At 64.0% G+C, this 20,727-nt stretch carries 18 protein-coding genes; 8 read left to right on the top strand and 10 right to left on the bottom strand.

Annotation, left to right across the window (positions count from 1 at the left end):
* Positions 1 to 23 precede the first annotated feature (23 nt).
* From O0879_RS06815 to O0879_RS06805, 3 genes are all read left to right on the top strand, one after another.
* Positions 24 to 767 (top strand): DNA-binding protein, encoded by a 744-nt coding sequence (locus O0879_RS06815; RefSeq protein ID WP_046684938.1) that lies wholly within the window; start codon positions 24 to 26, stop codon positions 765 to 767.
* 126 nt (positions 768 to 893) lie between these two features.
* Positions 894 to 1,880 carry a chemotaxis protein CheB gene (locus O0879_RS06810; RefSeq protein ID WP_289915584.1) on the top strand — a complete coding sequence of 329 codons (987 nt, stop codon included), beginning with the start codon at positions 894 to 896 and terminating at the stop codon, positions 1,878 to 1,880.
* Positions 1,881 to 1,932: 52 nt separating this feature from the next.
* Entirely contained in the window at positions 1,933 to 2,880 is a 948-nt protein-coding gene (locus O0879_RS06805; RefSeq protein WP_289915582.1) for a cupin-like domain-containing protein, read from the top strand.
* Positions 2,881 to 2,883: 3 nt separating this feature from the next.
* Here O0879_RS06805 and O0879_RS06800 read toward each other — a convergent pair whose 3' ends face one another.
* Positions 2,884 to 3,789 (bottom strand): DMT family transporter, encoded by a 906-nt coding sequence (locus tag O0879_RS06800; RefSeq protein ID WP_289915580.1) that lies wholly within the window; start codon positions 3,787 to 3,789, stop codon positions 2,884 to 2,886.
* Between the two features lie 51 nt (positions 3,790 to 3,840).
* On the opposite strand from O0879_RS06800, the gene O0879_RS06795 reads away from it, so the two are divergent.
* Positions 3,841 to 4,398 (top strand): XRE family transcriptional regulator, encoded by a 558-nt coding sequence (locus O0879_RS06795; protein WP_289898350.1) that lies wholly within the window; start codon positions 3,841 to 3,843, stop codon positions 4,396 to 4,398.
* A gap of 7 nt (positions 4,399 to 4,405) precedes the next feature.
* On the opposite strand, the gene O0879_RS06790 is transcribed toward O0879_RS06795, so the two are convergent.
* The 4 genes from O0879_RS06790 to trpS form a co-directional block, all read right to left on the bottom strand.
* The gene (locus O0879_RS06790; RefSeq protein WP_289915578.1) at positions 4,406 to 5,137 is read right to left on the bottom strand and encodes a class I SAM-dependent methyltransferase; all 732 of its coding nucleotides are present in this window, start codon (positions 5,135 to 5,137) and stop codon (positions 4,406 to 4,408) included.
* A complete protein-coding gene (locus O0879_RS06785) occupies positions 5,134 to 6,387 on the bottom strand; it encodes a voltage-gated chloride channel family protein (RefSeq protein ID WP_289915577.1) in 1,254 nt (417 codons plus the stop codon). The genes O0879_RS06790 and O0879_RS06785 overlap by 4 nt, the downstream gene beginning before the upstream one ends.
* A gap of 35 nt (positions 6,388 to 6,422) precedes the next feature.
* Positions 6,423 to 8,012: a pyridoxal-dependent decarboxylase gene (locus O0879_RS06780; protein WP_289915575.1), complete on the bottom strand. Its 1,590-nt coding sequence runs from the start codon at positions 8,010 to 8,012 to the stop codon at positions 6,423 to 6,425.
* Between the two features lie 129 nt (positions 8,013 to 8,141).
* The gene (trpS, locus tag O0879_RS06775; RefSeq protein WP_289913851.1) at positions 8,142 to 9,221 is read right to left on the bottom strand and encodes a tryptophan--tRNA ligase; all 1,080 of its coding nucleotides are present in this window, start codon (positions 9,219 to 9,221) and stop codon (positions 8,142 to 8,144) included.
* Positions 9,222 to 9,604: 383 nt separating this feature from the next.
* On the opposite strand from trpS, the gene O0879_RS06770 reads away from it, so the two are divergent.
* Positions 9,605 to 11,494: a CocE/NonD family hydrolase gene (locus O0879_RS06770; RefSeq protein ID WP_289915572.1), complete on the top strand. Its 1,890-nt coding sequence runs from the start codon at positions 9,605 to 9,607 to the stop codon at positions 11,492 to 11,494.
* Here the strand turns inward: O0879_RS06770 and O0879_RS06765 are convergent.
* The 4 genes from O0879_RS06765 to O0879_RS06750 form a co-directional block, all read right to left on the bottom strand.
* Positions 11,491 to 12,348, bottom strand: coding sequence for a DMT family transporter (locus O0879_RS06765; protein ID WP_289915569.1), 858 nt, complete (start codon positions 12,346 to 12,348; stop codon positions 11,491 to 11,493). The two genes, O0879_RS06770 and O0879_RS06765, sit on opposite strands and share 4 nt — an antisense overlap.
* Before the next feature lie 7 nt (positions 12,349 to 12,355).
* Positions 12,356 to 13,177, bottom strand: a complete 822-nt coding sequence (locus O0879_RS06760) for a transporter substrate-binding domain-containing protein (protein ID WP_289898344.1) — start codon at positions 13,175 to 13,177, stop codon at positions 12,356 to 12,358.
* A gap of 100 nt (positions 13,178 to 13,277) precedes the next feature.
* On the bottom strand, positions 13,278 to 14,561 hold the full coding sequence (locus O0879_RS06755) for a TCR/Tet family MFS transporter (protein ID WP_099664352.1): 1,284 nt from the start codon (positions 14,559 to 14,561) through the stop codon (positions 13,278 to 13,280).
* A 156-nt stretch (positions 14,562 to 14,717) separates the two neighbouring features.
* Entirely contained in the window at positions 14,718 to 15,368 is a 651-nt protein-coding gene (locus O0879_RS06750) for an HD domain-containing protein (RefSeq protein WP_289915567.1), read from the bottom strand.
* A gap of 454 nt (positions 15,369 to 15,822) precedes the next feature.
* Here O0879_RS06750 and O0879_RS06745 point away from each other — a divergent pair, with 454 nt between their 5' ends.
* From O0879_RS06745 to O0879_RS06735, 3 genes are all read left to right on the top strand, one after another.
* Positions 15,823 to 16,314 (top strand): chemotaxis protein CheW, encoded by a 492-nt coding sequence (locus O0879_RS06745; protein WP_035818113.1) that lies wholly within the window; start codon positions 15,823 to 15,825, stop codon positions 16,312 to 16,314.
* 309 nt (positions 16,315 to 16,623) lie between these two features.
* Positions 16,624 to 18,264: a methyl-accepting chemotaxis protein gene (locus O0879_RS06740; protein WP_289915565.1), complete on the top strand. Its 1,641-nt coding sequence runs from the start codon at positions 16,624 to 16,626 to the stop codon at positions 18,262 to 18,264.
* Between the two features lie 72 nt (positions 18,265 to 18,336).
* Positions 18,337 to 19,983 (top strand): methyl-accepting chemotaxis protein, encoded by a 1,647-nt coding sequence (locus tag O0879_RS06735; protein WP_289915563.1) that lies wholly within the window; start codon positions 18,337 to 18,339, stop codon positions 19,981 to 19,983.
* On the opposite strand, the gene O0879_RS06730 is transcribed toward O0879_RS06735, so the two are convergent.
* Positions 19,980 to 20,672, bottom strand: a complete 693-nt coding sequence (locus O0879_RS06730; protein WP_289915562.1) for a ribonuclease HI family protein — start codon at positions 20,670 to 20,672, stop codon at positions 19,980 to 19,982. The genes O0879_RS06735 and O0879_RS06730 overlap by 4 nt on opposite strands.
* Between the last annotated feature and the right edge of the window lie 55 nt (positions 20,673 to 20,727).

The following is a 20,727-nucleotide window of genomic DNA, read 5'->3' as shown; positions in this document are numbered from 1 at the left end:
AGCAATATTCAAGAGTAAACGACATGGCAAAAGTAAGCGCGGAACAGATCAATGCGGCAATGGAAGCGATGGCGGGCGAAGGCCAGGCCATCACGGTGCGCGCCTTGCGCGAACGGCTGGGCAACGGCGCCTGCCTGGGCACCATCAGCAAGCTCTTGCAGCGCCGCAAGGCGGGTGCGCAGCGCCAGATCGCTGCCGCCGCCGAACTGTCGCCCGTGCTGCAGCAAGCCATCCTCGATTATGTAGGACAGGAATTAAGCGCCAGCCACAGCGCGCATGAAGCCGAGATGAACGACAATCAACAGGAATTGATGGACCTGGCCAGCGAGAACGAGCGCCAGCAAGAGTTGCTCGACTTGCAGGCCGGCGAGCTGGAAACCTTGCGCGAGGAGCTGGAACGGGAGCGGCAAGTGGCGAACCAGGCCCGCACGGACCTGGCCAAGGCGCAGCTGCGCCTGGAAGGCTTGCCGCGCCTGGAAGAAGCGGCCGAGCAGGCGCGCATGGACCTGGCCAAGGCGCAATTCAAGCTCGAAGGCATCCCGCGCCTGGAAGAGGCTGCCGAAGCGGCACGCGCCGAACTGATCCAGGCCCAGCTGAAGCTGGAAAGCCTGACGCGCGTGGAAACGGAACTGGCGGCCGCGCGCCTGGAACTGGAAGCGGAACGCGAAGAGCTGGGCGAAACGCGCGCCGAGCTCGATGAAGAGCGCACCTTGCGCATCAAGGCGCAGCAATTCATCGTCGATCCGATTTTCAAGACGCCCGTCTGAGGACGCCTGGCCCCGATGCGTCCCAGGGTGACGTGACGTCATGTGACCCTGTGTTAGGCGGCGCACGGAATCGCGATGCAAGGCGCAGCAGAATAACTGCTGGACCTGCGCGCGAAAGGGGCCGGCATGGAAACGCTGATCGTCATGGGCGCCTCGGTGGGCGGCGTGGAAGCGCTGTCCGCCATCTTTTCCGCCTTGCCTGCCAATATGCCGGCGCCCGTGCTGGTGGTCGCGCATGTGGGGCGGCGCAGCAGCGTGCTGCCCGAGATTCTCGCTAAAACCTCCGCCTTGCCCGTGCGCTTTGCCGAAGAGCGCGAACCCGTGCGCGCGGGGCGCATCCTGCTGGCGCCGCCGGACCGGCACATGCTCGTTGCCAACCTGGCCGGCCAGGCGACGGTCGGGCTGAGCCGAGGACCCAAGGAAAACCATACGCGTCCCGCCATCGACCCGCTGTTTCGCAGTGCCGCCGCCGCTTTCGGGCCGAAGGTGGTGGGCGTGATTCTCAGCGGCTATCTCGACGATGGCACGGCAGGCTTGCAAGCCATCAAGGCCTGCGGCGGCAAGGCGCTGGTGCAGGAGCCGCAGGACGCGGTGGCGCCGTCGATGCCGCAAAGCGCGATCGAGCATGCGGGGGTGGACTGGCGCCTGCCGGCCGCCGAGATCGGCCCGGCCCTGCTGGCGCTGGCCAGCGGCTCGCCGGCCCGCGCCGCGCAGCCCTTGCCGCCTGCGCCCCCATGGATTGCCGTGGAAAACCGTTTTGCCCGGGGAGTGGGAAATATGGACCAACTGGAAAAAATTGCCACGCCATCGACTTTCACGTGTCCCGAATGCCAGGGCACCCTGTGGGAGCTGCACGGCCAGCAGCCGCAGCGTTTTCGCTGCCATACGGGCCACAGTTTCACGGCGCAAATGCTCGGCGAGTTGCAGCATGACAAGGCGGAAGATGCCATCTGGGCCGCCGTCAGGGCGTTGCAGGAAAAAGAAAGGCTCTACCTGAACCTGGCCGCCAAGGCCCAGGCCTGGCTGCATCCGGGCACGGCCAGCGAATATGCCGCCAAGGCGCGCCAGGCGGGCGAGCAGGCCGATGTGCTGAAACGGACCTTGCTGGCTTAAAATAGCGCACTGCCGCGCCATGCCGCGCGGCCCCTGATTGCAAAGAAGATTTATGTCTGCAGAAAAAAAAGAGCCGCTCCCGCTTGCGGCAGCCCCCATATCGACGCGCGCACTGCCGCCCAGGCCGCCAGCAGAATTCAGTTCTGCCGCAACAGCTCTTGCGCATAAGCAAGCGCGCGAAGCCAAGGATGCGCAGGTGCGCGGCGTCACCTCGATCGACGCCATGCGCGAGGCCATCAAGCAGGCGGCGCGCGACTTGCCCAGCATCACCGAGGTGCCGCGTCTGGCCATGCTGGACGCCGCCGCCTTCCGCGCGCGGGCCGCGCTGGGCCTGCCTTTCCTGATGCGCGGGCTGGTGCAGCGCTGGCCCCTGTCGGCCCTGGCGCCCGACGTCTTGCGCGAACAGTTCAGCCACGTGCCCGTGCGGGCGCGCGTGGGCGACTACATCAACACGGCTTTTGCGGCCGACCGCGCCATGCAGGATATGTCGATGGGGCAATACCTGGACCTGGTGGCAGAGGGCAGGCACGCGTTGCCGCCTTACCTGGGCAACCTGGAATTGCGCGAACTGAACCGTTTGTGCCACTGGCCCACGTATTTCGACAAGATGGGTCCGCCGCGCTTCTGGGTGGGGCCGGCCGGCACGGTCACGCCCCTGCATTGCGATTACGACGACAATATCTTCGCGCAAGTGTGGGGCCGCAAGCGCATCATGTTATCGCCGCCGCACCACGACGCCTTTCTGTATCCGAGCGAGGCGAACGCCATCCTGTTCGGCTCGCCCTTCGACCCGGAAGCGCCCGATTTCGAGCGTTTTCCCCTCGCGCGCCAGGCTGCCATGATCGAGTGCCTCGTCGAGCCGGGCGACATGCTGTACGTGCCTGCCGGCTGGTACCACCAGGTGCGGGCGCTGACGTTTTCCCTGTCCTCGAACCGCTGGGCCAGGGCCGTGCCGCTGGCCTTGCATGGCGATGCGGCGCTGCGGCGGGGCGGGGACTGAAGCTTATGGCTGCACGGCCTTGGCCGCGCCGCGGCCCCGCTTCGGCCGCCATTCGCTGAGGATGCCCGCACAAATGATCAGAATCGCCCCCACGATGGCCAAGGCCGGCAGGCGCTCGCCGGCGATGCGTCCGATCACGCCGGCCCAGACCGGTTCGCCCGCATAGATCAAGGTGGCCTTGGTGGCGGAAATGCGCTTTTGCGCCCAGTTCATCACGTACTGGATCAGCGCGCTGGCGCAGCCCAGTGCCAGCACGCTGAAGATGAAGGTCTTGCTGAGGACTGGCGGCGCTTCGCCCATGACGGGCATCAGCAGCAGGGCGATCAGGGACGCCGTTGCCAGTTGCACGATGGTCACGCGCAGGATGTTCAATTGCGGCGAGACGCGGCTGATGAGGATGATTTCCAGGGCGATCGCGATGGCGCCCACGGCCGTGATCAGCTCACCCGTGCCAAAACCCATGCTCAAGCCATCCGTGCCCGTCAATAACAGCAAGCCGATGAAGGCCAGCACGACGGCCGCCCACACGGCAGGGTGGGGCCGCTGCTTGAAGACCAGCCATTGCACCAGCGGCACGATGGGCACATAAAAAGCCGTGATGAAGGCGGACTTGCTGCTCGTGATATACATCAAGCCATAGGTTTGCAGCGCATAGCCGCCAAAGATGCTCACGCCGATGGCCATGCCCGTCAGCAACTCCGCTTTCGTCAGCTGGCGCAGCTGGCCCCGGCAAATCAGGGCGCCGATGCTGGCGGCCACGGCAAAGCGGGCGGCGACAAAGGCCAGCGGCCCGCTGACCGTCATGGCATGTTGCACCACGAGAAAAGTGCCGCCCCAGATGAAGGTGATGGCGATCAGGGCCAGTTCGGGCATGCCGAGGGCGGGCGGGGGACTTGCGTGTGTTTTCATGGGGAGCTATGCTATGAGCAAAATATTTCCCATCATGATAGGAGCAATATATTGCGCAGTCAAGTCGAGGCCGGTGGCGTGCTGGAACACCTGGCCAAAAATCTGCGGCGCTTGCGCCTGGCCGCCGGCCTCAGCCAGGACGAGCTGGCGCGCAAGTCGGGCCTGAGCCGGCGCATGGTCAACGGCGTCGAGGCGGGCGGCACCAACATCAGCCTGGCCAACCTCGACCACGTGGCCGCCGCCTTGAACGTGGCCTTCGTCGACCTGGTCCAGCCGCCGCGGCAGCCGCACGACAGCTTGCGCGTGCTGATGTGGCAAAGCGCATCGCAAGCCAGCCAGGCCGTGCTGCTGGGGGCGGCCCCCGCCAGCCGCCAGGTGGAGCTATGGTCGTGGATACTGGCGCCGGGCGAGCGCTACGATGCCGAGCCTGACCCGGCCGGCTTCAGCGAAATGCTGTATGTGCTGGAAGGCGAGCTGCAGCTGGAGCTGGCGGCCGGGACGAAAACGCTGGGCACGGGCGATTTCTTCGTGTTCAGCAGCGCGCAAGCGTACAGCTATGTCAACGCTGGCTCATCCACCTTGCGTTTCACGCGCAACGTGGCCAGCTGAGGGGAGACTACGCCAGGCCGCAGCCGATGAGGAGCAGCATGGGCCGCTCGCGCTCTTCCGCCAGGGCCGGCTGCAGGGCGACCTGCTCTTCGCTGGGACCCCATTCCTCCACATGTTCCAGCTGGAAACCCGCTTGCAGCAGCGCATTGATGGTCGTGCCTAGGGTGCGGTGCTGCTTGATCACGCCCGGCGCCAGCCAGTCCGACACGCGCGGGCCTTGCTGCTGGTAACTGTCGACGGGCCAGCGCTTGCGGCCTTGTGCATCCGTCAGCCAGCCGGGCTGGCGCGGCGCCATGAAGATCGGATGCTCGATGGAAAACACCAGCTTGCCGCCCGGCTGTAAACCCTGGCGGATGGCGGCCAGCAGCGTAGCGAACCGTTCGATGTAGTGGAAGGCCAGCGAACTGTAGACCAGGTCGTAGCTGGCCTGCGGCAAGGCCAGTTGTTCCAGGTCAAGCCGGGCATAGCTGACGGCCGCATGCTCTCCCATGCCGGCTGCCTGCGCCAGCATCTTTTCCGACACGTCCACGCCCAGCACCCGCGCCGCGTCGGCCTCGGCAGCCCAGCGGCAGAACCAGCCATAGCCGCAACCCAGGTCCAGCACGCTTTTTCCTTGCATCTCCGGCAGCATGGCGCGCAGGGCTGGCCATTCGGGGGCGCTGTCGAGTCCGCCGACGGAGCGCGGCAACTGGCTGTAGGCCGTGAAGAAGGCGTCGTTGTCGTAGATGTTCTGCGTCATGGCTCGGGTTCCTCGCGGGGCGTGCGCTTGGCGTGGCCGCCCCGCTGCGCCCGGTAAATGCCCGCGTGGCCGGAAAACAGGTAGGCCACGACGCAGGCGATGGCCGCGTACACGCCGATCTCCGCGCCGAACAGTTCCATCGCCATCAGGGTCGAGGCGATGGGCGTGTTGGCGGCGCCCGCAAACACGGCGACGAAGCCGATGGCGGCCAGCAAGGTGACGGGCTGGTGCAGCAGCGGCCCCAGCGCATTGCCCAGGGTGGCGCCGATGAAGAACAATGGCGTCACTTCGCCGCCCTTGAAACCCGTGCCCAGCGAGACGATGGTAAACGCCATCTTGCCCAGGAAATCCCAGGCGGGCAGCGGTTCCTTGAGCGCATCGACGATGGTGGGGATGCCCAGGCCGATGTAGCGATCCGTGCCCAGCAGCCACACGGCGAGCGCTACGACGAGGCCGCCTATCAGCGGGCGCAGCGGAGCGTAGGCAATCTTGCGTTTCATCCAGCCGCTCAAGCCGTGCGTGGCTTGCGCAAACACTTTGCCGGTCACGCCAAACAGCACGCCCGCGATGACCATCGCGGACAAGGTCCAGGCAGAAATGGCGGGGGTCAAAGGTACGGCGTAATGCGTGTGAGCAATGTGCAAAAGCGGACCCCACAGCAGGACCACCTGGTCGGCGATGACGGCAGCGGCCAGGCAGGGCAGCATGGCTTCGTAGCGCAGGCGGCCGATGGCCAGCACTTCCAGGCCGAAGAGGGCGCCCGCCAGCGGCGTGCCGAAGACGGAGGCAAAGCCGGCGCTGATGCCGGCCATCAGGATGATGCGGCGGTCTTCATTGTTCAAACGAAACATGCGGGTCAGCTGGTCGGCCAGCGCGCCGCCCATCTGCACGGCCGTGCCTTCGCGTCCGACGGAGGCGCCGAACAAATGCGAGACGACGGTGCCGCCCAGCACCAGCGGCGCCATGCGCAAGGGGATGATTTTTTTCGGGTCGTGGATTTCATCGATGAGCAGATTCGCGCCGCCTTCGACGCTGCTGCCGTAGCGCAAATACAGCCAGCCGACGGCAAAGCCCGCCACGGGCAGCAGCCAGATCAGCCAGGCGTGCGCCAGGCGCGTACGTGTCGCCCAGTCCAGCGCGAACAGGAAAGCGGCCGAGGCCGAGCCCGCCAGCACGGCCACGACGCTCGCCAGCAGCAGCCATTTCAACAGATGCTTTAACAGATCGGTGAGGGCGCTGAGGCGGTGCATCGGGCATCCAGTCAAGGTTGATGGGTGGAACGTTCTTACAATCCCAGTTCCGCCACAAGCGCCTGGCCGATGGCCCGCTGTTCGGCCAGGATGGCGCGCAAGTGGTGGGGGCGCGTCTTGACATTCGTCATGACCACGCGCAGCACATTGGTCGGGCCGGGGTAGCGCGTCGATTCGAGTACCGTGCGCGACACAAAGCTGTGGCCTTGCGCCTTTTGCCGGTTTTGCAGCTTGGCGTTCAAGGTGTTCAGTTGCTTGTTCAGTTCGGTCGCCGCGTCCACCTGGCCGCCGGCCAGCAAGGCCTCCATGCGCTGGCGCAAATGCGCGGGTACGTAGCGGTAGGTCAGGATGAAGGTGTCGGAGCGCGTGACGAGTTCGAAATCCTGCTGGTCGGCCAACAAGTCCTGCAACTGGCCGGACAAGGTGGCCGCCTGCTGCAGCAAGGTCGTGTAGCCGGACACGCCCAGCACCTTGAACGAGGTCCACAGTTTCAAGGCGTCGAAGCGGCGCGAGCCTTCCAGCGAGGTCTGGCCCAGGTCGCCCGAGTTGTCGCGCAAGATGTAGTTGGCGTTGTGCTTCAGCAAGTTCAGGCTGGCGCTATCCTTGAACAGCACCATGCTTTGCGCCATCGGCACCCACAGCAATTTATGCCCGTCGATGACGACGGAGTCGGCCAGCGCGATGCCGTCGTACAGCGCGCGGTACTGTTCCGCGATCAAGAGCGCTCCGCCCCAGGCCGCATCCACATGGAACCAGATGCTTTCCCGCGCGGCAATGGCTGCCATGGCGGCCAGCGGGTCGATGGCGCCCGTTTCCGTCGTGCCGGCGATGCCGATCATGGCGACGACCTTGATATTGCGCAATTTCAAGTCGGCAATCGTCGCTTCCAGCGCCTGGACGTCGATGCGGTTGTCGCGGTCGACGGCCACCAGGTGCAAGGCGTTTTCACCGAGGCCCAGGGTCGCCAGCGCCTTCTTGACGGAATAGTGGCTGCGGGCCGAGCCGATCACGGCCAGTCCCGCGTAGCCGGATTCTTGCATGGCGGCAAACAGGCCACGCTTGCGCGTGCCGGGCAGCTGCTGTTCCAGCGCCACGGCCAGGGCCGTCAGGTTGCCCATGGTGCCGCCATTGACGACATTGCCCAGCGCGCCGCTGGTGGCGGCCATCGCTTGCGTGTAGACATGTTCGGGCTGCTGGTACACCTGGCGGTGCAGCCAGCCCAGGATCTGTTTTTCGATCAGGGTCGACACATACGCCGTCTCGATCTTGACCTGATTCTGGTTCAGGGTGGCCGTAAACGCTTCGGCCAGCACGCTGATCCACGGCAAGGCCTGGGTCATGTGGCCGATGTATTGCGGGTGGTTCAGCTGGGCCGTATTGGCCAGCACGGTGGTGTCGAGTTCTTGCAGGAAATCCGCCACGGGCATGCCGTGCGCGGGCAGGCGGGTGTCGGACAGCTGCGTCAGCAGTTCCGCATACGGCGTGTGCGGATAGGCCGTGTCGCGCTCGGCGGCCAGCCAGCCGCCCAGCATGCCCAGCGCCTGCCGCAGGGGCGCGGGCGCCTGCTGCAATGCATCGATGGAAAAATGCTGCTGCAGCAGCTGTTCGACAGGGGTATCGGTCATGGCGCGTTGTTTTCTCTACGGATTGCTGGTGCCACGGTGACAAACGAATTGCGCCCAGGCGGAAGCGGGATTTTACCCGACTCCGCCTGAGCGCATCAGTTTGCTATGTCAGTTTGCTATTGTTGCTGATCAGAAGTAGTTCAAGCCCAGGGCCGACTTGACTTCATCAGCCGTGCGGGCCGCCACTTCGCGTGCCTTGAAGGTGCCTTCTTTCAGCATCTGGATGACTTGTCCCTTGTCTTTGGCGAACTCTTCGCGGCGGGCGCGGATCGGCGCCAGCATTTCCTGCAAGACCAGGTCCAGGCGCTTCTTGACGATGCTGTCGCCCAGGCCGCCGCGCACGTAATGGGCTTTCATTTCGGCCAGCGCCGCTTTTTCCGGGTCAAACGCATCCAGGTACGTAAACGCGATGTTGCCTTCCAGGTGGCCCGGATCTTCCACGCGCAGGTGCAGCGGGTCGGTATAGACTTTTTTCACGGCGGCCGTGATTTCGGCCGGGGTGGCGCCCAGGTTGATGGTGTTGCCCAGCGATTTGCTCATCTTCGCCTTGCCGTCGATGCCGGGCAGGCGGCCGATGTCCGGCACCAGCGCCTTGCATTCCATCAATACTTCGCGGTTATACATGCGGTTGAAGCGGCGCACGATTTCATTCGTTTGCTCGATCATCGGGATCTGGTCTTCGCCCACGGGCACCACGCCCGCCTTGAAGGCCGTGATGTCGGCCGCCTGGCTGGCCGGGTAGGTCAAGAAGCCGGCCGGGATGTCGCGCTCGAAGCCGCGCAGGCGGATTTCTTCCTTGACGGTGGGGTTGCGCTCGAGGCGCGCCACGGTAACGATGTTCAGGTAGTAAAAGGTCAGTTCGGCCAGTTCCGGAATCTGCGACTGGATGAACACGGTGGTTTTCGTCGGGTCGATGCCGACGGCCAGGTAATCGAGCGCCACTTCGACGACATTGCGGTGCACCTTGTCGATGTCGTCCATATTGTCCGTCAGCGCTTGCGCGTCGGCCAGCATGATGAACTGCTTGTAGCTGTTCTGGTAGCGCACGCGGTCGCGCAGGCTGCCCACGTAGTGGCCCAGGTGCAAGGGGCCGGTGGGGCGGTCGCCCGTCAGGATCACGGATTGCGAAGCGATGGCGGCGGCGGACAGCGGCGCGGCGTCGTTCTGGTCCTGGCTGTCGGGGGTATCGGGCGTATTAGGCAAGCTCATCAAGTTTCCTTTTGAGCCGCCTGCATCGGGGATGATCCAGGCTGAGCCTGTTACGCCACCGATCGAGGCGGCGTGGATCAAATTCACATCACTATGCAGTGGCCGCGCGAAAGTGAGCGGGACCACCAATTCAAGCAGGCGTGTTGTGAAGGGATAAATTTCATGGCGTTATGGTTGCAGTTCGGGCGCGTTCTGTCAAGTTTGCGCCCGGATTTATCTGCTGCGCTGCGTCAGAGGCTTGCCTTATGTAAAACTTGCTTTCCGGGTACTATTGCCGTTCGGCCACTTTTGCGTGGCATGAATCATTGGAGAACAGTATGCGCATGTCGTCCCCCGTCCGGCTCACCGGCCTGGCTTTTGTTGTCAGTTCCCTATTCAGTTCCTTGTTTGCAGTACCCGCGATGGCGCAAACGCCGCCCATGACGCCCGATATCGGCGCCAAGCTGGTCATGCCCGATGTGAATGACTACGTCAAGCGCGTGGTGATGATCCCCATGCGCGACGGCGTCAAGCTGTACACGGTGATCGTCGTGCCGAAAGGCGCCCAGAAAGCGCCGATCATGCTCACGCGCACGCCGTACAATGCGGCCCGCCGCGCCCAGCGCGCTGCCAGCCCCAGCATGCTGGCCGCCTTGCCGCAGGGCGACGATACCCTGGTGGAAAACGGCTACATCCGCGTGTTCCAGGACGTGCGCGGCAAGCATGGCTCGGAAGGCGATTACGTCATGACGCGCCCCGTGCGCGGACCGCTGAACCATACCAAGGTCGATAACGTGACCGATGCGTGGGACACCATCGACTGGCTCGTGAAAAACGTGCCGGAAACGAATGGCAAGGTGGGCATGCTCGGTTCCTCGTACGAGGGTCATACGGTGCTGATGGCCCTGGTCGACCCGCATCCGGCGCTGAAGGTGGCCGTTCCCATGAGCGCCATGGTCGATGGCTGGCGCGGCGACGACTGGTTCCACAACGGCGCCTTCCGCATGCCGAGCCTGTCCTACCTGGCGTGGCAGACGAGCGCGCGCGGCAGTAGCGAGGCGCCGGCGCTGGGCGTGTATGACGAATACGATGCGTATCTGCGCATCGGCTCGGCCGGCGATTACGCGAAGAAGTTCGGCATCGACAAGCTGACCTACACGAAAAAGCTGTTCGAGCACCCGGCCTATGACAGTTACTGGCAGGAACAGGCGCTCGACAAGATCCTCGCCAAGCGCCCGCTGATCGTGCCCACCATGCACGTGGTGGGGCAGTGGGACCAGGAAGATATCTATGGCCCGTACGCCACCTACACGGCGATGGAGGGGCGCGACAAGCGCAACAACCTCAATTACCTGGCCATCGGCCCGTGGCGCCATAGCGGCGTCAACTATGACGGCTCCAGCCTGGGTGCCCTGAAGTTTGACGGCGACACGGCGCGCCAGTTCCGCGAAAAAGTCATGCAGCCGTTCCTGAATCAATACCTGAAGGATGGTGCGCCGGAAGCGAACACGGCGCCCGTGGTGTCGTACCAGACCGGCACCAACCAGTGGCAGCGCCTGCAGCAGTGGCCGCTGGCCTGCGAGACGTGCGACACCAAGCTGACGCCGATCTACCTGCAGGACGGTTCCAGGCTGGGTTTTGCGGCGCCATCGGGCGCTGCGGATGCGGCTGAAGGCGCCTTCGATGAATACGTGGCCGATCCCGCCAAGCCCGTGCCTTTCGTGCCCCGTCCCGTGCGTCTCACGGACCCCGATGTGTGGAAGCCATGGCTGGTCAGCGACCAGCGCGGCTATGCCGACCGCACGGATGTGCTCAGCTATGTGTCCGAACCGTTGAAGACGGCCGTGCGCATCGCCGGCGCGCCGATGGTGAACCTGTTTGCCGCCACCAGCGGCACGGATGCCGATTGGGTGGTGAAACTGATTGACGTGTATCCGGACGAAGTGCCGTCGCAGCCGGCCATGGGCGGCTACCAGCTGGGCGTGGCGATGGATATCTTCCGCGGCCGCTACCGCGACAGCTTCGAGCACCCGACGCCGATACCGGCAGGTAAAGTGGAACGCTACCGCTTCGCCTTGCCGAACGCGAATCACGTCTTCCTGCCCGGCCACCGCATCGCCGTGCAAGTGCAGTCGAGCTGGTTCCCCCTGTACGACCGCAACCCGCAAAACTACGTGCCGAACATCTTCCTGGCCGACCCGGGCCATTATAGAAAGGCGACGCAGCGCGTGTACCACGCGGCAGGGGCGGCCAGCGCGATCGAGTTGCCGATTGCGTCGCTCGACGCCCGCTAAGCGATTCGCATGAGGATGGCGCCCGCCGCGATCAGGCCGATGGCCAGGTAGCGGCGGGGGCTGATCTTTTCGCGCAGGAACAGGGCCGCAATGGCGATGGCGAACAGGATCGACGTCTCGCGCAGGGCCGCGATGGCGGCCACGGGCGCTTGCGTCATGGCCCACAGGGCCAGGCCGTACGAAGCGAGGGTGCCGAAGCCGCCAACGGCGGCCAGGCGCCATTGCGTTTGCGCATACGCAAGCAAATCGGCGGGGCGGCGCAACGCCGTCCACAGCAGCAGTCCTGCGCCGTTCAAGACAAAAATCCACATGGTGTAGGCGGCCGGCGCGCCGGACAGGCGCACGCCGATGCCGTCGATCAAGGTATAGCTGGCGATGACGCAGGCGTTGCCGAGCGCAAAGGCGGTGGCGCGGCCCGTGTTTTTCGGCATCCTGCCGATGGTGCCCGTACGCGCGGCCACGTACAGGCCGAGGATGCCCGCGCAGATGCAGGCGACGGCGCCCATCTGCATGGGGGAAAGGCGTTCGCCGATCAGCGGCCAGCTGGCCAGCGCCACGAGCAATGGCGCGCTGCCGCGCATCAAGGGGTAGGCATGGCTCATGTCGCCCGCCCTGTAGGCAGCCGCCAGCAGCGAGTAATACGCCAGCTGTGCCACGGCCGAGGCGGCCAGGTAGGGCCAGCTGGCGGGCGCGGGAGTGCTGACGAAGGGCAAGACGGTCAGCGAAATCAGGGCCGCGCTCACGGAAACGAGCACCGTGCTGAGGAAGGTATCCTTGCCCGACTTGACGATGGCGTTCCAGCTGGCGTGCAGCAGGGCGGCAAACAGGACGACGGCGACGACCAGACCGGACATGCAGGCCTTAGCGGGGGCGTATGCTCAGCGACAACAGTTCCTGGCGGTGATGGCGCTGGAAGCCGTCCATCACGGAGCCGGAGCGGCCCGCCCTGTCGAGCAGTTCGCGCAGGGTCGCCTGGTCTTCCGCCGTCAGCGACTTGCGCGACAGGTAGACGCCGCTCATGCCCCAGGGCAATTCCGGCAGCGCTTCCAGGCGCAGGCGGTCGGCCAGGCCATACACGCGCGCATCGTTTTGCGCCACGCCGGCGAGGATGGTGGGCGCCATGATGGTGGCGTCGATGAAGCCGCTTTGCATCAGGCGCGCCACGGACAGGGCGTCGACTTCATAAAACAGGCGGCCCTGGCTGCTCAATTCCTTCGCCAGCGCCTGGTACGGTGCGCCATAGTCGTAGCCGCGCACGAGCGCCACGCGCAATTCGCGCCGCTCGATCAATTCCTGCATGGTGTTGATGGGCGGTCGCGCGCCCTGGAGCGAGATCAGCAGGGGCCGGCTGCCCAGCATGGGGATGAACAGGCCATGCTGGTCGCGCCGCAAGGTGCTGCTGGCCGGGATCAGCAAGTCGGCCTTGCCTGCCTCGAACATCGCTTCCAGGCGCGCGCGGGGGACGGCCGTGAAGATGAAATTGCAGCCGAGCTTGGCGCCCATGCCGCGCAGCAAGTCGGGATAGATGCCGCTGATGGTGGCGCCATTCACCACGACGCTGGCGCCGATGGCCGAGACGGGCACCTGGATGTCGCGCGAGCATTGCGCGCCCGCCAGCGATGGCAGCGCCAGCGCCAGCATGGCCACGGTTCGGCGCCAGGCGCTGGAATAAAAGTCAGTCATACCCATCCTTGCTCACCATCGTATCGCCGGCGTCGGCAACGCCCGCTTGATTATCCCATTCTCGCCTATTTATTTCCCAAATACAATATTATCCCGCCGACTACTTTGTGGTGGAAACCATAAGTCTTGCCTGGCGTTGCGCCTTGAAGTAGCGCCAGGCCACCAGGATGCCCAGGGTTTGCATGATGGCGCACAGGTAGAAGGTGCTGCCGATGCGCCAGTCTTGCGGCGGCAAGTGGCTCACTTCGCCGAGGATCATGCTGCCCAGCAAAGGCATGAAGATGATGCCCAGGCTGCTGATCGATTGCAAGGAGCCCATCAATTCTCCCTGTTCGCTGGCGTTGGACGATTTCGAGATGATGCCTTGCAGCGCCGGTCCGGCGGCAAAGGCCAGCAGGTTGCACAGGATCAACGCATACATCATCCAGCCCTGCGTTGCCAGGCCGTACAGCAGATAGGTGAGGGCGCCCGAGGCCATGCCCAGTAGGGACAGGCGCACTTCGCCGAAACGCTTGATGAGGATGCCCAGCAAGCCCGCCTGCACGACGGCCGCGCACAGGCCCACGCAGAACAGGGCGATGCCGTTCTGGCGCGGCGTCCAGTCGAAGCGGAAGTGCGTGTACAGCACCCAGGTGGTGTTGAGCATCATTTGCGCAAACGTCATCAGGCCGAAAGCCAGCACCAGGCCGCGGATTTCCACGCGGCGCACCAGCTTGAGCAGGGCGGCAAACGGGTTGATGCGCGCCAGGGTGAACGGTGCGCGCGGACCCGGCTGCAGCGATTCGGGCACGCAGAAATAGCCGTAGATGAAATTGGCCGCCGACAGGCCCGCCGCCACGTAAAACGGCAGGTGCAGGTTGATCTCGCCCAGCAGGCCGCCCAGCATGGGGCCGCAAATGAAGCCCAGGCCGAAGGCGGCGCCGATCTTGCCGAAGCTCTTGGCGCGGTTGTCGTGCGTGGAGACGTCGGACGCATAGGCGGACGCGACCGACATGCTGGCCGACGAGACGCCGCCGATGATGCGGCCGATGAACAGGCAGGCCAGGTTCGGCGCCCAGCCCGTGGCGAGAAAGTTGATGCCCATGCCGGCCATCGAATACAGCAGCACGGGGCGGCGTCCCACGCGGTCGCTGATGGCGCCCAGCATGGGCATGAAGATGAATTGCAGCAAGCCGAAGACGGCCGCCATGATGCCGTACCAGAATGCCTGCTCATCCTTGCCGTTGACAAAGTCGCCGATCAGGATGGGCAGCACGGGCACGACCAGGCCGATGCCCAGCATGTCGATGAAGACGCAGACGAGGATGAAATTGAGGTTGCCGGCGCGCGCGGGCGCGGCGGGCGATGACGGTGAATGGCTGTCGGGGCTGGTTTTATCGGACATGCATGCTTTCGGCGCGCACCCCGCGCCGCCGTGCGGCGTGCGGAGTTCAGTTGTTGGCGTGGCGCCGGCGCGTGGCAGCTTCCTGCTGGCGCGCGGCGCGATAGCTGAGCCTTGCATTATAGACAGCGTGGGCCATGCTGGCTATCGCCACCCATGCTAGAGAGCAATTCCCCATTCGTCCGCAAAGGCGGCGCGGAAATCCGTCAGCACGGCCAGCCGCTGTTCGGCCAGCGCGCGGCCCGCCGCCGTCTGCATCTTGCCGGGCAGCTTGTCGAGCTTGGTGACGATATGGTCGAGCGCGTAAGCCTTGTCGTCGAGCGGACGCTGCTGTGCCAGCGGATCCGTGCCATGCGCCAGCGCGCTATCCATGCGCGCCGCCGTATAGAACAACCGCGCCAGTCCCACGGCGCCCAGCGCATCGATGCGGTCGGCATCCTGCACGATTTGCGCTTCGAGCGTGTGCGGCGGCAAGTTGGCGGAAAAACTGTGCGTCTCGATGGCGTGAGCCACGCCGGCCAATTTTTCTGATGGGAAATCCAGTTCCGCCAGCTGGCGGCAAGCCAGCGTTGCCGCCTGGCGCGAGGCCAGGTGGCGCTCGGGGTGGTTCTTTGGCAGGTTGACCAGGTCGTGCAGGTAGCAGGCGGCCATCACGGTGAGGGCGTCCGCGTCCGCATGGTCTTGCAGCAGGACACTGGCATTGCGCCAGACGCGGTGCAGGTGGTTGAGGTCGTGGGCGCCGTCATCGCCCAGGCCGGCCGTGGCCAGCGCCAGCAGGCGTGGTTGCCATTGGGAAAGCAAAGAATGCATGTTCACAGTCGTAGAAAGCAGGGGCCGCCAGTGTGGCATAAAACGTCGCAGCGCGTGGCGGGGCGGTTGGTGCTCCAGCGTGCCGTATTTGCCACATGAATTGTATTTTTGAAAATTATCAAGCCGTCGATGGCTCTTTTTTAGTGCATGTCAAATTTACATAAAGCAAGGGCCGCCAGTGCGGCGGGGGCCTGGCGCGCCGGCGTGCTGTATTCGCCACATAAATTGCATCTTTGAAAATCAAAAATCAGACGGTCGCTCTTTTTTAGTGCATGTAAAATTTACATGGGGTAACATTGCCGCACGGAAATTAGAGGCATAAGCTAATTGCTAGAAAATATTTGCAAAAACACACAAGTGGCGGCCATCCCCTGTTGGGTGACTCTGCCACGTCCAAGGCTTGCTTGCAGCGTGCCTTGGCCTGCGCCCCAGGCGAGTTAACGAAAGGAATATCATGAACACCATTTCCAGCGACACTGGCGCAACCGTTGCCAAGGCTGCCGAATACCTGGCCTTTACCCTGGGCCAGGAAGAATATGGCATCGACATCCAGAAAGTCAGCGAAATCCGCAGCTATGAAACGCCGACCCGCATCGCCAACGCGCCCGAGTTCGTCAAAGGCGTGGTCAACCTGCGCGGCATCATCGTGCCCATCGTCGACATGCGCATCAAGTTCAACCTGGGCACGCCCAGCTATGACCAGTTCACCGTCGTCATCATCCTCAATATCGGCAACCGCGTCGTCGGCATGGTCGTCGACCGCGTCTCCGACGTCACCACCCTGATGCCGGAACAGATCAAGCCGGCGCCGGACATGGGCCGTTCGATCAACACGGAATACGTGATCGGCCTGGGCACCATCGACGAGCGCATGCTGATCCTGGTCGATATCGACCAGTTGATGTCCAGCGCCGATATGGGCTTGATCGAAAAATTGGCAGCCTAGGCCGCCAGGAAAAGTCCAGGACGGCGTTGCATTGCCTCGCCGTACATTCGTACTGTCTTCGGCAACGCGCCTTGCACTGAACATTTCCTGACACCCTAGTGCGAGAGGGTTTTTTAGAAACAATTGACCCCAAGCATTGTTTGCTTTTTCTGCAAGGCGCACGCTAGCGCATTTCCTGGCGCACGGTTCAGCCGAACCGTGCGCCAGTTTCACTTGAGTTTCACTTTTTACGCCCGTTTCGCCATGGCAGCCAGCCCGCAGCAGCGCGAAACTGCCAGCCATGGCATCAGGGCTCTTTAGGATAGTCACATGAATTTATTACGCAACGTCAGCATCGGTGTCCGCCTGGGACTCGGTTTTGCCGTGATTTTGCTGTTTTCCATGCTCATTACGGGCATCAGCGTCTGGCGCTTGCACGACGTGGCCAGCGCCACGCGCGTCATGATGGAGCAGCCGCTGGCCAAGGAGCGCTATATTTCCGACTGGTATGGCCGTATCGACAGCGCCGTGCGTCGCACCATCGCCATTGCCCGCAGCAGCGATACCTCGCTGAGCGGCTATTTTGCCGAAGAATCGAAAGTCTCGTCGTCCAGCTCGGCCGAGCTGCAAAAGAAAATCGAGGCGCTGATCGACAAGCCGGAGGAAAAAGCCATGTTCGCGGGCTTGCTGGAACAGCGCAAGGTGTACATCGGTTCGCGCGACCAGGTCTACAAGCTGAAGGGCGAAGCGCAGGTCGATGCCGCCAACGACGTGTTTGAAAAGACGTTCGTGCCGGCCGCCGCCAAATACCAGAAGATGGTCTCGGACTTGCTGGAACACCAGCGCGCCACGATCGACGCCACCGCGCGCGCGATCGACGCCGTCGCCAATACCAGCCGCAACCTGATGCTGGTGCTGGCCGCGCTGGCGCTGGCTTTCGGCGTCGTGTGCGCCTGGGTCTTGACGATGGGCATCGTGCGCCCCCTGCGTACGGCCGTGGACATTGCCCGCAAGGTGGCCGATGGCGACTTGACGGCGCAGATCGACGCCAGCGCCAAGGATGAAACTGGGCAACTGCTGCTGGCCCTGAAGGACATGAACACGAGCTTGCTCAATATCGTGGGCGAAGTGCGCAGCGGCACGGACAGCATCGCGACGTCGTCGACGCAAATCGCCGCCGGCAACCAGGACCTGTCTTCCCGCACGGAAGAGCAGGCCGGTTCCCTGGAAGAAACAGCCTCGTCGATGGAAGAGCTGACCAGCACCGTGAAACAGAATGCGGACAATGCGCGCCAGGCGAACCAGTTGGCAGCGTCGGCTGCGCAAGTGGCCGTCAAGGGCGGCGCAGTGGTGGCGCAGGTGGTGGGCACGATGGAATCGATCAATGCTTCCTCGAACAAGATTGTCGATATCATCAGCGTGATCGATGGCATCGCCTTCCAGACGAATATCCTGGCCTTGAACGCGGCCGTGGAAGCGGCGCGCGCGGGCGAACAGGGCCGCGGCTTTGCCGTCGTGGCGTCCGAAGTGCGCAACCTGGCGCAGCGTTCCGCGTCGGCGGCGAAAGAGATCAAGACCCTGATCGGCGCTTCCGTGGAGCAAGTCAACGCGGGCAGCATGCTGGTGGCGCAAGCCGGTTCGACCATGAACGACATCGTCGACAGCGTGCAGCGCGTGAGCGACATCATCACGGAAATCACGGCGGCCAGCAGCGAGCAAAGCGTGGGCATCGACGAGATCAACCGCGCCATCGGCCAGATGGATGCCGTGACGCAACAAAATGCGGCCCTGGTGGAAGAGTCGGCGGCCGCCGCCGAATCGATGCAGCACCAGGCGCACAACCTGGCGCAAGTCGTCAGCGTCTTTAAACTCAATGGCCAGCAGGCCGGCGCCGGCGGCGTGAAGGGTGTGCAACACGCGCAGAAACGCCCGGCAGCACCGCAAACCACTTTGCGCATCGGCACGCGCTGATGCCGCCGCGGCTGCCCCAGGCAGCCGCAACCCCTTTTATATAGTCTGGTTCCGCTTTTTTAGGATATTCACATGAATTTGTTAAGAAACGTCAGTATTGGTGTGCGCCTCGGCCTGGGTTTTGCCGTGATTTTGCTGTTTTCCATGCTCATTACGGGCATCAGCGTGTGGCGTTTGCACGACGTGGCCATGGCTACGCGCACCATGATGGAGCTGCCGCTGGCGAAGGAACGCTATATTTCCGACTGGTATGCAAAGATCGATAGCGGCGTGCGCCGCACCACGGCCATCGCGCGCAGCAGCGACACGTCACTGGGCGCGTATTTTGCGGAAGAGGCCAAGCAATCGTCCGTCGTGTCGGGCGAATTGCAAAAGAAAATCGAAGCCTTGATTTCCAGCCCGGAAGAAAAGGAACTGTTCCGCCTGGTGAGCGAGCAGCGCAAGGTTTACCTCGATTCGCGCGCGCAAGTGTCGAAGCTGAAGGCGGATGGGCAGGAAGCCGAGGCAGAAAAGGCGTTCCAGGGCATCTTCGTGCCCGGTTCGACGAAATACCTGAAAGTGGTCAACGACATGCTGCAGCACCAGCGCGCCAGCATCGACACGACGGCGCGCGAGATCGACGAGGTCGCCAAGACGAGCCGCAACTTGCTGCTGACCCTGGCCGTGCTGGCGCTGGGCTTTGGCGTCGTCTGCGCCTGGCTGTTGACGACGGGCATCGTGCGCCCCCTGCGCACGGCCGTGGAAATCGCCCGCAAGGTAGCCGATGGCGACTTGACGGCGCAGATCGACGCCAGCGCCAAAGATGAAACTGGGCAACTTTTGCTGGCCCTGAAGGACATGAACACGAGCTTGCTCAACATCGTCAGCGAAGTGCGCGCAGGTACGGACAGCATCGCCACGTCATCGACGGAAATTGCCGCCGGCAACCAGGACCTGTCTTCCCGCACGGAAGAGCAGGCCGGTTCCCTGGAAGAAACGGCGTCGTCGATGGAAGAACTGACCAGCACCGTGAAACAGAATGCGGACAATGCGCGCCAGGCGAACCAGTTGGCGGCCTCGGCGGCGCAAGTGGCCGTCAAGGGCGGCGCAGTCGTGGCGCAGGTGGTGGGCACGATGGAATCGATCAATGCTTCGTCGAACAAGATCGTCGACATCATTTCCGTCATCGACGGCATCGCTTTCCAGACGAATATCCTGGCCTTGAACGCGGCCGTGGAAGCGGCGCGCGCGGGCGAGCAGGGCCGCGGCTTTGCCGTCGTGGCGTCCGAAGTGCGCAACCTGGCGCAGCGTTCGGCGTCGGCGGCGAAAGAGATCAAGACCCTGATCGGTGCTTCCGTGGAGCAAGTCAACGCGGGCAGCATGCTGGTGGCGCAAGCCGGTTCGACCATGAACGACATCGTCGACAGCGTGCAGCGCGTGAGCGACATCATCACGGAAATCACGGCGGCGAGCAGCGAGCAAAGCGTGGGCATCGATGAGATCAACCGGGCCATCGGCCAGATGGATGCTGTGACGCAACAAAACGCGGCCCTGGTGGAAGAGTCGGCGGCTGCCGCCGAATCGATGCAGCACCAGGCGCACAACCTGGCGCAAGTGGTCAGCGTGTTTAAACTCAATGGCCAGCAGGCCGGCGCCGGCGGCTTGAAGGCCGTGGGGGGCAGCAAGCGCTCGGCGGCCAAGGCGCCGCAAGAGGCATTGCAGATCGGCCGCGCCGCCTAAACGGCAAGGGGTGGAGGGTCGTCCTCCACCCAGCCGGCGATCGCCAGCTGCGACAGCCGGTCCGCCTCGCCATTGCGGTGGCGCGGCAGCCAGCGCAGCGTTACATCGTGTAATTGTTCCAGCAGGGCCACTACGGTGGCCCTGTGTATTTCCAGTCCCTTGGCGCCTGCCGCCGCCGTTCCCAATACATCGTTGATCACCACCTGGCTGTCGCCGTACAGCAGCAGTTGCGCGGGCGGCGGGCGCACGCCGAGTGCCGCCTGCAGCACGGCCGTCAGGGCCGCATATTCCGCGTCGCTGCTGCTGCCATAACCGGCCGCCTCGCTCACTTCGATGCGTTCGCCGTTCGGCCCCAGCAGCAGGGCACCGATGCCCAGCTTGCCCGGATTCGGGTGGGCGGAGCCGTCGAACCAGCCGCGCCATGCCGAAGCGGGGCCAGCCGGCAGGCGCTTGGCCGCTTGCGCCTGCTGGCGGTCGCTGATCTTTTGCGCCTTGCGCTGCGCGTCGGCCGCGCGCGCCTGCGTCCGCGCCGCCAGCAGGGCGGCAAGGCCCTGCGTGCTGGCCGCCTGTTCCAGTATGCGCTGCAGCGCCGCGTCGCCGGCGATGCCTTCCTGCGCCGCCAGCCGGCGCGCCAGTATCCGCTCGCTCTTGAACGCTGCTGCCAGCAATGTTTCCAATTCCTCTTGCATGGGACTTTCCCTGTTCGTTGTGCCGCGAATCTACGCGAGTGCGGCGCGGACCGCA

This window comes from Janthinobacterium sp. SUN120 (assembly GCF_030397735.1).
Taxonomy (GTDB): domain Bacteria; phylum Pseudomonadota; class Gammaproteobacteria; order Burkholderiales; family Burkholderiaceae_D; genus Janthinobacterium; species Janthinobacterium kumbetense.
This window is presented reverse-complemented; position numbering and strand designations above follow the sequence as displayed.